This is a genomic window from Sulfobacillus sp. TH-112 (assembly GCF_057473405.1).
Genome location: NZ_JBYCKN010000192.1, coordinates 1 through 12,583, shown reverse-complemented (window position 1 = coordinate 12,583; position 12,583 = coordinate 1). Strand labels below are relative to the sequence as shown.

The 12,583-nt window shown below is 52.7% G+C and carries 13 protein-coding genes; all 13 read right to left on the bottom strand.

Annotation, left to right across the window (positions count from 1 at the left end; genetic code table 11):
* On the bottom strand, window positions 1-627 hold a 627-nt coding region (locus ACOJWD_RS14340; RefSeq protein ID WP_486993928.1), incomplete at its 3' end, for a FliH/SctL family protein.
* The gene (gene fliG, locus ACOJWD_RS14335) at window positions 617-1,621 is read right to left on the bottom strand and encodes a flagellar motor switch protein FliG (protein WP_486993927.1); all 1,005 of its coding nucleotides are present in this window, start codon (window positions 1,619-1,621) and stop codon (window positions 617-619) included. The genes ACOJWD_RS14340 and fliG, both read right to left, overlap by 11 nt.
* The gene (gene fliF, locus ACOJWD_RS14330) at window positions 1,622-3,196 is read right to left on the bottom strand and encodes a flagellar basal-body MS-ring/collar protein FliF (protein WP_486993926.1); all 1,575 of its coding nucleotides are present in this window, start codon (window positions 3,194-3,196) and stop codon (window positions 1,622-1,624) included.
* 18 nt (window positions 3,197-3,214) lie between these two features.
* Window positions 3,215-3,511, bottom strand: coding sequence for a flagellar hook-basal body complex protein FliE (gene fliE / locus ACOJWD_RS14325; protein WP_486993925.1), 297 nt, complete (start codon window positions 3,509-3,511; stop codon window positions 3,215-3,217).
* Window positions 3,512-3,513: 2 nt separating this feature from the next.
* Entirely contained in the window at window positions 3,514-3,927 is a 414-nt protein-coding gene (gene flgC, locus ACOJWD_RS14320) for a flagellar basal body rod protein FlgC (protein ID WP_486993924.1), read from the bottom strand.
* Complete coding sequence (locus tag ACOJWD_RS14315; RefSeq protein ID WP_486993923.1) at window positions 3,927-4,295, bottom strand: flagellar basal body rod protein FlgB; 369 nt, start codon at window positions 4,293-4,295, stop codon at window positions 3,927-3,929. The genes flgC and ACOJWD_RS14315 overlap by 1 nt, the downstream gene beginning before the upstream one ends.
* 22 nt (window positions 4,296-4,317) lie before the next feature.
* Window positions 4,318-5,070: a flagellar motor protein MotB gene (locus ACOJWD_RS14310; protein ID WP_486993922.1), complete on the bottom strand. Its 753-nt coding sequence runs from the start codon at window positions 5,068-5,070 to the stop codon at window positions 4,318-4,320.
* Window positions 5,067-5,870, bottom strand: coding sequence for a flagellar motor protein (locus ACOJWD_RS14305; RefSeq protein WP_486993921.1), 804 nt, complete (start codon window positions 5,868-5,870; stop codon window positions 5,067-5,069). Before ACOJWD_RS14305 ends, ACOJWD_RS14310 begins: the two co-directional genes overlap by 4 nt.
* Before the next feature lie 11 nt (window positions 5,871-5,881).
* Complete coding sequence (locus tag ACOJWD_RS14300; RefSeq protein ID WP_486993920.1) at window positions 5,882-6,454, bottom strand: hypothetical protein; 573 nt, start codon at window positions 6,452-6,454, stop codon at window positions 5,882-5,884.
* Between the two features lie 852 nt (window positions 6,455-7,306).
* Window positions 7,307-7,687, bottom strand: a complete 381-nt coding sequence (locus tag ACOJWD_RS14295) for an FxsA family protein (RefSeq protein WP_486993919.1) — start codon at window positions 7,685-7,687, stop codon at window positions 7,307-7,309.
* A gap of 14 nt (window positions 7,688-7,701) precedes the next feature.
* The gene (locus tag ACOJWD_RS14290; RefSeq protein WP_486993918.1) at window positions 7,702-8,877 is read right to left on the bottom strand and encodes an MFS transporter; all 1,176 of its coding nucleotides are present in this window, start codon (window positions 8,875-8,877) and stop codon (window positions 7,702-7,704) included.
* Window positions 8,878-9,049: 172 nt separating this feature from the next.
* Complete coding sequence (locus ACOJWD_RS14285; protein ID WP_486993917.1) at window positions 9,050-11,323, bottom strand: S53 family peptidase; 2,274 nt, start codon at window positions 11,321-11,323, stop codon at window positions 9,050-9,052.
* 90 nt (window positions 11,324-11,413) lie between these two features.
* Window positions 11,414-12,370: an aldo/keto reductase gene (locus ACOJWD_RS14280; protein WP_486993916.1), complete on the bottom strand. Its 957-nt coding sequence runs from the start codon at window positions 12,368-12,370 to the stop codon at window positions 11,414-11,416.
* Window positions 12,371-12,583 lie beyond the last annotated feature (213 nt).

Here is a 12,583-nt window from a genome sequence, read left to right as displayed (position 1 = left end):
GAGCCCTCCTTGGGCCCCCTCTACACGCATCGTTCCTTTCAGAAGGGTGGTATCCACTTTCACCGCCACATCCGGAATCGCTTTATTCAGCAACGTCTCAAACGCATCAACACGCGAACTCCAGGTGGCATCTAGAAAGACCGCCACTTTCTCACTGTCAACGAGCGCCACCATTTCCGACACGTAGGCGGTCACGACATCCAGCTTCTCAACCTTAAGACGACTGTAGAGCGCCATCGCCAGCGCCGCTGCAAGCGCCAGTGTGGCTTCATCCTGAAGCCGGTCCATGTATTGGCGCGTTGCGCGTAACCAGGTCAGAGGTTCCTCCAATTGAATGCGCATCTCTTGCCACGCTTGGTGTACCTCTGCGATTGCCTCACTTTGCCCTTTGTGAAAGCCTTCCTGAGATCCCTCGTCGGAAGCCTTCTGACGCAGCTTTTGGGCGTCGATCTCGGCTTGTTCCAGCACGGCTCGAGCTTCACTTTTCGCTCGTTCCACCACTTCACTGACGGCGTCGGTAATCTCCACTTCAAATGATTCTTCAACCACTTCAGGAAGAGCAATATCGACGGCGACCCGCTTACGACTTAAGAATTGTTGTCCCGCTTTCACGACTTTAGAGGACAAAGTCATCCTTCTCCCCTCGTGAAATGATAATTTCTCCACCGTCTTCGAGCTCGCGAATAATATTGACGATTTCGCGCTGAGCTTGCTCCACGTCTCTTATGCGCACCGGGCCCAATACGTCAATATCATCTTGGAGCAGCTCCGCCGCTTTGGCGGACAGATTCTTCATAATGGTACTGATTAGGTCAGGCTGAGCCCCTTTCATCGCCATCGCCAATGTCTTATTATCGACACGGCGCAGCACCTTTTGAATTGCGCGATCGTCCAGTTGAATCATGTTTTCGAACACAAACATTCGATTGCGAATATTTTCAGCCAGTTCAGGATCTTGTTCTTCAAGACCTGACATGATAATGCGCTCCGCCGCGCGTTCGGTATTATTTAAAATGGGAACAATCACATTAATACCTCCCACGCCACCGGACGATTCGTCGGCCGCTAAATCCGACAATTTGTGTTCCATCAAGTTCTCAACTTCCTTAATGACTTCCGGTGCCGCACGTCCCATAAGAGCAATCCGGCGCGCGACGTCGGTTTGCATCTCTGGGGGAAGCGCCGATAGGACTGCCGCTGACTGGGCTGGATCCGTATGCGACAAAATCACCGCAATGGTTTGCGGGTGCTCATCTTGAATCATCGCCATCACTTGCGCGGGATCCACCTTGCGCAACAGTTCAAAGGGCCGTTTTTGTAAAAAATTCCTCAACCGATACATAATTTCGGTAGCCCGCTGATCATCAAATGCACGCTCCAGCATTTTCTTCGCGGGATCGGCGCCACCTTCCGTCACCGGTCTGTCATCCCTAGACAACTTATAGAACTCGACCAACACCTCGTCCTGAAATGTGGGGTCCACGCGCTTCATCTTGGTAATCTCTACGGTAATGGCCTCCACAGTCGAACGAGGCAGATATCGCAAAATATTAGCGGCCTCATCCGCCTCCATGCTGAGCAACACCACAGCAGCTTTCCGCGTTCCCGCCACCTTATCCATTTAGACGTCCTCTTCCATCCATGACTTCAGCAATCGCGCTGCGGTTTCGGGATCATTGCGAGCCAAGTCATCCAAACGCTGACGCGCTTGTTCAGAAATCGACGGTTCCTTCGCGGCACGCATTTCATCCAACAATTCCGCGACCGACATGGGCTCTTGGAACTCTTCTTGAGCACCGACAGCGGTCGGAAGCGTCATCACCGATGGCGTATCCATGGAACTCGGACGATTCTTCATGGTGCGACGAATCATGAGGAAAATGAGCACCAAAGCGCCGATGGCGAGAAGTAAAAGAACGCCTTCCCGAATGCTCTGAGCTTTCTCAGCTTTATTCATGGCCGCCAGAGCCTGATTAACCGCACTCTTATTAAAGGGCATCCCCACGACCGTGAGTTGGTCGCCTCGCTTTAAATTAATCCCCGCAGCATTCACGACCAAGCTCTTTAGGGTAGCCGTCTCTTTCGGCGACAGTTTTTGGTCCACCACCACAGCGACCGTGAGCCGTTGCACCGAGCCGGCAGGCACCACCGAACTCGTCTTCGTTTGACTCACCAAATAGTGGCTGACCGTCGTCTTATTATTCGACTTCGTATTGGTCCCACTGGTGGTACTGGTGACCGCTGCCGTGGCCCCGGTGGTACCGACGGGAGTCGAGGGTGGCGTAGTCCCCGAACTGGTACTCGTTTGGACTTCCTGAGAGGATAAGGCCGAATTCCCATACTTCACCGACTGCACACTGGAATGATTAAAATTCAATTGCGCCGTAACCTGGACCACCGCGTTGCCTGGGCCGAGTACCTGATTCAACATGTTTTCCACATTGGTACGAATCTGACTCGATACCGCCGTCTCCGCGGATAATTGAGCGTTGGTCGCTCCAGCAAGCGAAGCCGCTTGACTATTATTTAACGCGCCCGCAGACAACACCGCTCCGGTTTGGTCCACCACCGACACTTGGTTTAGGAGCATTCCAGAGACCGAATGCGCCACCAAATTGATGATGCCTCGGACCTGGGCGGACGACAAGGACGCTCCGGGGGAGAGATCGACAAAGACCGAGGCGGTACTCTCGGCGGTGGTTTCACCAAAGAGGCTTTGCGAAGGTTGATTGATGAGGACACGACTGGATCGCACTCCATTAATGCTATCAATCGTCGATTCCAGCGTGGCCTCTAGATCCGTCAGTTCAGACAACTGAATTTCCTGATCCGTTTCTCCGAGGCTAAAGGTCAACGACGATGGCAATCCCACAGAGCTTGACGGAATATTCTCATCCGCCAAATCCACGCGTACCTGATTGATATCCTTCTTCGGAACCAGTACCGTCGCTCCCCCATCGGTCAATTGATAGGGAATCTTCATCGTGGTCAATTGGGTGGTGATTTGACCCGCCGTGCGCGCCGTCAAATTGGTATAGAGCGGTTGCCAATTGGGACTTGAGATAAATTCCAATCCTGCCAAAACCACGGCCACACCTAGCACGGTCAACACCCCTAGGCGAAGACGCTTGGTAGCTGAAAGTCCATGCCACCACTGGGCAATTCGATTAAAATACTCCTTCACCCGGTCATTCATGGTCGTGTTCTCCTTCGTCTAGCCAATCGGCATGTTCATGATGGTCTGATACGCGGATAGTGCCTGGTTTTGCACGGCGGTGGCCACATCTAATTGCGTTTGAGCTTGAGTCATGGCGACCATCGCTTGGGTCACACTGACGTTGCCGGCCATCGCTTGCTGAATGGTCTGATTGGCGGAACTTTGTCCCTGTTGCAACGACGACACGGCCTGCCCTAGTAAGGAGCCAAAGTTTATTGGCAATGCGCTTGACGCACTGGCGGTACCTTGATTCAGCGTGACGGCTGGTAAAAGACTAATGGGTATGGTACTCATGGCTATGATCCAATCCCAAGGGCCTTCATGGCCATCGATTTGGCTGCATTGAAGGAACTCACATTAGCTTGATAGGCTTGCGACGCTTCAATCATGTCCACCATCTGGGTCTGAAGATTGACGTTAGGATAAAGAACGTTACCTTGGGCATTGGCCTGCGCACTAGTGGGGTCATAGACCACCTTTAACGCACTCTGATCCTGATAAATCCCACTCACACTCACCCCTTGGCCAATCCCTTGATTCGGCCCGCTGGCGGGAGAGGCATTACTTTGGAACGTTAAATACTCACTGCGATAGGGGCCTCCACTCGGCGTCACCGTGGTGTCCGCATTAGCGAGATTGTTTGCCACCACCGAAATCCGCAGAGATTCCGCAATGAGGCCCGTTGACGCGATGTTCATCCCATCAAACATTATTGCGCCTTCCCTTCCGTGACAATTTTCATCTCTGTCACCTTTTCGTTATAGGCTTGAACGGCCGTATCATATAGCAACTGACTTTGAGCGAGGTCCGTCATTTCGGATGTCATCGACACACTGTTACCGTTTTCGGCTATCGACCCGGGCGTCGTGACAACCGTCCCAGTAACACTTTCCACAGCACTTGGCCCTTGGCTCAGTGCAGCATTTAACTGGCTCTGAAAAGACAAATTTTGCGCCTTAAATCCCGGCGTATCATAATTGGCTAAGTCATTCGTAATATACAATTCTTGCTGACGACTTAAGTTCATCGTCTGCACAATCGCTGCATCCGTCACATTATCGATAGGACCAATCCCCATGTCTGTGTACTCCCTTCCTCTTTTACGGCCCGTTTCCGATAGCCACCTGTGCCACATCTTGACGCAAGACCAAGATATTGACTCGTCGGTTGGCGGCGCGTCCCGCCACCGTGAGGTTAGTGGCAATAGGGTGGTATTGACCGAATCCCGCAAGAGACAAACGACCCGGATTAATTTTCGGCACCAGACTCAAAACATAGACCACGTTCGCGGCCCGCATGGCTGAGAGTTGCCAGTTACTTGGATATAGACTGGTATGAATGGGTGTCGAATCGGTGTAGCCGACCACCTCAATGTCATTGGGGACAGTGCTCAATACGCCTCCTAAATGTTGAAGCAACGTCACCGCGGACGGCGATAGGACCGCCGATCCCGAAGCAAACAACGTGGTGGCATCGAGGCTCACCTCCACCCCACGATCATTACTGGTCACGGACACCGAACTTCCTAATCCAGCCGCATCAATCGACTGCTGCAATTCAGTTTCTAAGTGACTTAAGGACTGCAACTGCTTTGTTTCTGCTCGCTGTGCCTCAGTACCACTAAGTCCCGTAACAATCGACGGCCCCGGGGACTGCCCGACGATACTATTAGAATCAAATTGCGATGCCAAAGCTTGTGCTACCAAAGAAAATTTCACTTGCTCCGTCCGATTCATGGCATAGAGCACAATAAAGAAGGCGAGAAGTAATGTAATCAGATCCGCATAGGTGATGAGCCACCTCATCATCCCTCCGCCTTCTCCGCTTGCCTCTTCGTGGTCGTCGTCCATCATGAGACTTGGACCTCCTCGATTTCGGCCGCACCCTTGCCAGGCCCACCAGAGGGCCGAATAAAGCTCATCAGCTTGTCCCGCAGCATCGAGGGAGCCATTCCCTGCTGAATCGAGAGCAGTCCTTCCAACGAAATTTGCCGCATCAATGTGCCATGTTTGGCCTTGTTTTTCAGATTACTGGCTAATGGCAACCACACTAAATTGGCACTAGCTACCCCATAGAGCGTCGCAATGAAGGCTAACCCGATCGCTGATGCCAATTGATTGGGATTTCCCGTGAGCTCGCCTAATACGTGGACCAGACCCATAATGGTTCCCACAATCCCCATGGTCGGCGCGTAGCCCCCGGCCGCTTCAAAAATCGAGGCCCCCATTTTTTGCTGACTCGATTGCGCATAAATGTCGGTCTCCATCATCTGCCGCATGAACACCGGATCCGCATTATCCACAATTAACTGCAAGCCCTTCGCTAAAAACGGGTCGTTCGCGGTGGCGATCTCGGGCTCCAAGGCTAAGGGTTGCTGGCGACGAGCGATATCGGTATACCGCACCAATTGTTCAATCAGTTCCACTGGGTCAAAATTCGAGCGCGTCAGTCCCATCCGAAACAGACCCGGCACCTGTTTCAATTCATCGATGGCAAACGAGACTGATGTCGCCCCAATTGTTCCGCCAAACACAATCATCGCTGCTGTTCCTTGGAGAAGCGCTCCAGCTTTTCCGCCCTCGAGCACAAATCCGCCCACGAGAGCAACAACCCCAAATATAATGCCGCCAAAGGCGCTTACATCCAACCGCATACGGTTGCCCCCTACATCCAGATTCCGCGTTCGGCATAAGGGATAGCCCGATACCGATTAGATAGTGCCCCCGAAAAGCGGTCGTACTCGTCTGGTGTAGCAAACCCACGCCGCAAGATTTCTCTCCGCAATCGGATCGGATCCAACTCAATGCCGTTTAAGTTATCCACTCCAATGTAATTCCCCGGAGACAACTGAATTTGTGGAACCCAGGTACTGTCATTCGGCACGTATTCCGCGCGAATGTCGAACATTCGGCGATTGCCCACGACTTCCCATACGCCTGTCCAGGTATGCGGTCCAAGGACCACATGATACATGCTCTCACGATTGCGCTCTCGGTTGGGCTTCATGATGTGTTTGCAAAAGATGGGTCCTCCCACGGTCGCGTCGACCTGGTACAGTACATGGGTTAATATGAATTGTAATAATTCATCACGCGTCGGCTTAATCATTCCATTCGGAAAATAACGATCCGATTCGCTTCGTCGCCCGCGGCGTTTACTGCGTGGCCGACTAAAAATCGGCGAGGTCACTTCCACGGACTGACCGTCCTGAAAAAAAGCCAGTGATTTACTCGACATGATAACCCCCCCATGTCGGAATTTGTTTTTCCGATACATCACCTTTCGACAGCATAATGGCATTTCCTGCTTTTGGATGAAGAATTTACTAAACCTCGTGGAACCCTGCGTCTACCCGCAAGAATCGTCGACTATTAAGGAAAAATCAGACAAGTACCGATCTGTTCCGATGCTGCTGTCTTTGTCGAATCACCTCACAATATTAGAAGTCCATTGATGGTTGCCCCATCTCGGCATGTCGCGCCCGTGACTCAACATGAGTGCCCCCCAAAAAGAGACTCGAGAGCCCCTTAAATAAGAACCGCATCGTGTCGCAGAAGAAATGCTTATGGGAATCGCAAATCTAAACCATCCTCGGTCTAACGGATTGAGAACATTCCATCAGCGTGAAGACTGCATTATGCAGCACTATTCTCCATACGTTCTCCACACGGACAACGACGGGAGGAAATGCGATGAAAAAACTTGGCGATGCCTTGTGGAGAGATGGATGGGATGAAGTTAGGATTCAGAATGGTCAAAGATTTGACCAGTCTGAATCTCTATGGCAAGCACGGCATATTCGATGACGTCTATCAAGAAAGACTCCGGCTTACGGTCCTGCGCTGACCTTTTGTCTTGCGCGATATGCCGAGGATTTACCAGGCATTGCTATGATGGCAGACGGCGTTAAGCTGCACTGACGTCGACGTCGCCAATTACAGGGGATCGTACGGGGGGCATTGATCCGTCCATTTTACTTCGGAATGACGTATCCGAGTTCAAGTTCGGGACGGCGATGTAGGCGAGTACGAAGGGTTTCCTGATTGTTGAATAGTGATTTCGCCCCCATCTATTCAATCACATCCGGAACTAGGACCAGAACCGTTCCGCCAATCGATTGCTGAGATAGCGAACCAAGACTTTTGAGACCCGCTCGCGAATCTTCGGAATGGTAAAGAGAATACCTAAAATCCCCGTCATGGGTCCCGGAGTAATCATGAAGGCCATGGACGTGACTAATATGGCGCCCTCTCCTAGACGATGTACAGGAAATCCCTCCTGGGCCCACTCGGTTTTGACTAGCGCCCACCAGCTACGCCAACTGCGTCGGGCCAAATATGCTCCGACGATGGACGAGGCGATGGTGAAAAGAAGCGCAAAGCCCCATCCCAAAAAATGCGCCATCAAGAACAGTAAAACCAGTTCTACCAATGGGACAATGAGAAACGCAAGAAAAATTCGTTTAAACATGTACCCATCTCCTTCTAGCTCGGCCGCGGTGGTACAGGATTAGGGCGCCATGGCAATCCGCTCACCAGCCACCAACCAATAATGGCAGTAAAAAACGTAGCGACAACCAGTGGAGCGTAGGCCCAGTGATCGAACAATAACCCGCCCGGCAATGGCGCCAGAGCTCCCGAAAGTTCCGTCACCAAGTTAAATAGTCCATATGCTGTGCCGATTTCTCCGGGACGTGCGACCCGCCCCACGGCGACTCCTTGTAACCCACGCGACCCTTCCCCAATGCCGCGCATAAGTCCCGAAAACACTCCCCATCCGATACTCTCCGGGGCCCATAAGAGGGCGAACCACCCGACCACCACCAATCCTAATCCCATACCCAACGACCGTGGAATGCCGACGCGCTCACCAATGCGTCCCCATAGCGGGCCAGTCAGGGTCGCCATCAGAATCGCAACAGAGCCTAATATTCCAATCACTTCAATGGATAAGTGCCCCACCGTTTTCCAATAGGGTACCACAAACGGCCAGGCGATACCCTGTACCGCCGCGAGAATCGCGGAAAATACCATCCACTGAAAGAACCGCGGTCGCGTCTTCGGCCTCCAGTTCACTTTTCTTTTCTTTTGGACCGTATCCACCGTATGCGATCGCAGTTGCAAAATCGCCAGCGTCGATATGGCGTAGAGACCTCCCGATATAAAAAATACTAGTTGATAAGAAAAGTGAGCGGTCAGATATCCTCCGACCGTGGGACCGATGACCATGCCCGCACCAAACACGCTCATCACCACGTTATAGGCCGTAGACAAATGTTCTTTGGGAGCCTCGGCCACAATGACCGCTTGCAACGCCGGAGTAGAAAACGCGGAGCCAAAATATAAGATCACTCCCGGAATGAGCCAAATCCAATGATGCGCCATCGCAAACAAAAAGGGCACGGGAATGGCGATTACCCATCCCCAAAAGAGCAGTGTGCGCCGGTCTATCCGATCTGCGAGCCATCCCCCCGGAAACACCACAAAGGCGGTAATCACGCCGGCCACGGTCGTTAAGAGTCCGACCGCCACGGGACTCCCCCCTAATTTTTCTATATACAGCGGAAACAGCAGACCGTAGAGCCCAAATCCCAGTCCCCATAGGCCCTGCGCGAGGGTAAGCCACCACAAATCGCGAGTCATGCCGAGTCGTTTCGTCACGTCAAGCCCCCTCTCCCGTCGCCAGATCGTGGCGTGTCTGTCCGAGCACCTCTCCCTTCCCATGGTTACGCCTCTGCCGTTGTGATTAGACATGCTATGAAAGGCTCTCATCCCCAAGATCAAAAGACCCCTCCCGAAAGACATCGGGAGGGGTGCTAGATGGGACTTGGGATTACCTGCCATTCCCTGGGTTGGGTCCCCCAACACCACCGGGGCCTCCAGGTTGAGGTCCCGGTTGCGGCCCCGGACCTGGACCAGGCGTGGGTACGGGTCCAGCAGGCACCACGTCCTGATAGAGCTGTCCCATGTTCACCTGACCGAGTCCAGTGGCCGCATTATAGCTCGGTGACACCGAATAGACGCCATTGTTGCCATACGATACCGGCATCATCACCGATGCATCTATCGCATCGAGATGATAGATGAGCGGATTGACGTTTCCTAAGCCGTGACCGAGTGCCAATCCCAAATCAGCCATAAATCCGGCAAAGAGCGGGGCTGAGGCACTAGTGCCACCGACGTAATAGGCTGTACCGCCGATGTAGACAAAGTATCCCGGGGTTATGACCGAGGCGGGCAACGAAAAGTCGGGATTACCTCGTCCCTCGCCGGCAGGTACGAATCCCATTTGATACCATGGTGCTCGCTCGAGCGTACTGTAGCCACCACCGGCCATCATGTTTTCTTCTTCCAAGAACGACAGCAACACCGGTGTCGAAACCTCCGAGCCGAGATCGCCTCCCCACATGGCCGTTTGGTTGACCACTCCCTGGGGACTCACCGACACCTCAGTGCCACCTAGCGAACTCACAAAGGGCGAATTGGCAGGATAAGAGGGCATGGGGGTAAGCACATCCGATTCGGCACCCTCGTACGCTCCACTGTCACCGGCGGATACCGAAATCGTAATCCCTTCAACATTCGCTTCTTCCGCGAGAGTGTCCCAAGTAGATTGAGCTCCCGGGGCATAGGCTTCTTCCACAAGCTCCCCTGTACCGTAACTTAACGAAAACACTCGCGCAGTATCTTGCGCCACCACTTGGTTCAAAGCACTGCGTAGACTGCCGGCCTCATAAACTTGGATATTTGATCCTGGAGCTGCGGTCTCCATCATTTGCATATCGAGACTCAGTTCCGCTTGGTAGTCGAACATGTACGGCGTGCACTCCGAATTACTGGCCGTACAGGCATTGGGTCCAAGATACGCAACCGATACATTGGGCGGTTTAAGACCGAATTGTTGAGCGAATTGGTCTACGTCTTGTTGTGATAAGTTGGCCACGTCGGCTGCGGTATAGACGGCCAAATCCGCCGGTCCGTGCAGGGTGGTTTGCTGTTCAAGGGCCGTCCCATGCAGCGCCTCGACCACCGAGTTCGACGCGGGATTCCAAGGAGCGATAATGGTCCCCGACGCGGCAGATCCAAATAATGAGGCGGCAGAAGTGGTCGCCACATCGTGACCAACAAAGTTCGCCGTAGGCAATTGCACCGTTCCCGTATTGCCATTGCCATCTTCAACCGTCAGTGCGAGACTTACCTGCTGAGCCTCGGACACCGTAAAGTCCAAGATGAACTGGCCGGCGGCGTTGGTTACCGTACTGTCGACGGGAAATTCAGCACCCTGATAGGGTCCACTAAGAGCGGCATAGCCGGCGGTAGTATCGGGAACGCCATCATCGGTCACGGTAATCAGGTAGCGCACCGCCATCCCCGGCTCACGCACGCCGTTGGAGATAAGCTTAGCCGTGACGGTCATGCCACCCGTGGTATTGCTGTTTGTATTACCCGAAGGGGCGGGTTTCATGGCACTTTGGGGGGCATAGGTCACCATCGGCATCTTTGATGCCGGTGTCAGATTGCCCGCCAACTGCGGAAGCGCGGTATTCACTACCAGACCAGTAATTCCTTCGGCTTGTTGCAACATCGACGGAATACTGACGGGGCCATTGGGCGCCACAAATTGGTGACGATTGTGGCTATAACGTTCGAGATGGGTAGAAAAGAGTCCGTTAATGGTGGAGACGGGTCCTGTCACATTCAGCATTTGACCATCTTGGCTGACCTTAAATCCCCGCCCATCCAAATATTGCGTCACTTGGCTTGCGAGTTGCGCACTCGGGCCATAGAGACTCATCATCTGAGCATGTGTCAAAAAATGCTGATAATTAGGCGATGAGGGATCACTCACTTCTTGATCATATTGTGCTAATCCAGAAGCATTTGATGATGGTAGGACCACGCCAAAGGTCCAATTACTGCTTGATGAAACCGGACCAACAGGTTGACTGGCCTGTAGACTCTTCGGTGAAACCAAATTCGCCTTGGCAGGTAACAACAACGGAAACGCTGATGCTGCCTGCGCCGGAATCGTGGTTACCGAAAAAAGACTCAAAAGCCCCAGCGCCGATGCACCGGCAAGCCAGGGCCGAACACGCAATTTCGTCACCTAATTTCCTCCCCCTATGTTAGGTAATAAATGGTACAAACACCATTTCTAGGAGGAGCCTCAAATATCCTCTTTCTTGAGGAAAAATTCTTACGACTCTATCTCGGCACTCACCTTATCTAGACGCTCACGCTCCTCGGCGTTTAACGCAAACCTCATGGCGCCAGCATTTTCTACCGCCTGGCTCACCCGCGTCGCACCAGGAATAGCAAAGACCATCTCCCCTTTCGCGGAGATAATCCAATTTAATGCCACTTGTGAGGGCGTTACCTCTCGGCGGTGTGCGATGTCTTCAATGACACGGATTAAGGGTTCGGTTTTCTTCAAATAGCTTACACGAAAGTGCGGATCCATCTTGCGCAGCCCTTTAGGACGGATGGCGCTATGATGGAACTTACCCGAGAGAAGACCTTGCGCTAACGGAGAGTATGCAATAATGCTCACACCAAGATCTCTTGCGGCATCAAGCAGACCGCTCTTTTCAATCCGGCGATCTAAGAGGTTATAGCGTACCTGATTGGATGCCAGGCCATGCCCATAGGACTTCAACAATCGATGCGCTTGCACCATCTGGGCCCGAGAAAAGTTACTCACTCCAGCGTGCGCGATCAATCCTTGATCTAACAGGCGGGCCATCGCACGCATTTGATCGGCCATCGATGAGCGCGAATGCGGCTGATGAATTTGATAAAGCGTAATGGGCCGTCCGTGAAGGCGTCGTATGCGCTCAGCAATGCTATCATCAATCGATCGTGCCGAGCGCAGAAGCGGCCACCATTTGGTGGCAATAAAACTCTCTTCAGGCGCAATCCCCAATGTCTCGAGGGCTGTCGCTAATGCTTCCTCCGAAGCCCCTTTTCCATAGATCTCTGCTGTATCGAACCAATTTATGCCATGCCTCACCGCTTCCTCGACAATGGACAAGGTCAGTGCATTATCCAATTGTGGCCAAAACTTTCCGACCAATCCCCGTCCTTGGCTAAATTGCCAAGTGCCAAGACCAATCGGCGACAAGTAGGTGTCCGAGGTGCCTATGCGATAGTGCATGGGAAAATCGTTGGTGGTATTCATAGGTTGAGTATAGCGAGTAAGAATCCATTCGTCATCCGCAGCCAGAAAACACCTCATGACGCGGGGCAATACACGCCCGCGTCATGAAAGGGGTTAGGAAGGTTAGTTGTCTGACAAGACGTAGACGGTCACCGGTTGCACACCAAAGTCGGAAATAATGGTGGAATCTTGATTCATAAAGATATCAAT

What these genes read in the sequence shown, in the direction of transcription:
- fliF (WP_486993926.1), bottom strand. Translation starts at nt 3,196, where the DNA reads ATGAATGACCGGGTGAAGGAGTATTTTAATCGAATTGCCCAGTGGTGG.
- ACOJWD_RS14280 (WP_486993916.1), bottom strand. Translation starts at nt 12,370, where the DNA reads ATGCACTATCGCATAGGCACCTCGGACACCTACTTGTCGCCGATTGGT.
- ACOJWD_RS14310 (WP_486993922.1), bottom strand. Translation starts at nt 5,070, where the DNA reads ATGATGGACGACGACCACGAAGAGGCAAGCGGAGAAGGCGGAGGGATG.
- ACOJWD_RS14315 (WP_486993923.1), bottom strand. Translation starts at nt 4,295, where the DNA reads ATGGGGATTGGTCCTATCGATAATGTGACGGATGCAGCGATTGTGCAG.
- ACOJWD_RS14295 (WP_486993919.1), bottom strand. Translation starts at nt 7,687, where the DNA reads ATGTTTAAACGAATTTTTCTTGCGTTTCTCATTGTCCCATTGGTAGAA.
- ACOJWD_RS14305 (WP_486993921.1), bottom strand. Translation starts at nt 5,870, where the DNA reads ATGCGGTTGGATGTAAGCGCCTTTGGCGGCATTATATTTGGGGTTGTT.
- flgC (WP_486993924.1), bottom strand. Translation starts at nt 3,927, where the DNA reads ATGTTTGATGGGATGAACATCGCGTCAACGGGCCTCATTGCGGAATCT.
- fliG (WP_486993927.1), bottom strand. Translation starts at nt 1,621, where the DNA reads ATGGATAAGGTGGCGGGAACGCGGAAAGCTGCTGTGGTGTTGCTCAGC.
- fliE (WP_486993925.1), bottom strand. Translation starts at nt 3,511, where the DNA reads ATGAGTACCATACCCATTAGTCTTTTACCAGCCGTCACGCTGAATCAA.
- ACOJWD_RS14300 (WP_486993920.1), bottom strand. Translation starts at nt 6,454, where the DNA reads ATGTCGAGTAAATCACTGGCTTTTTTTCAGGACGGTCAGTCCGTGGAA.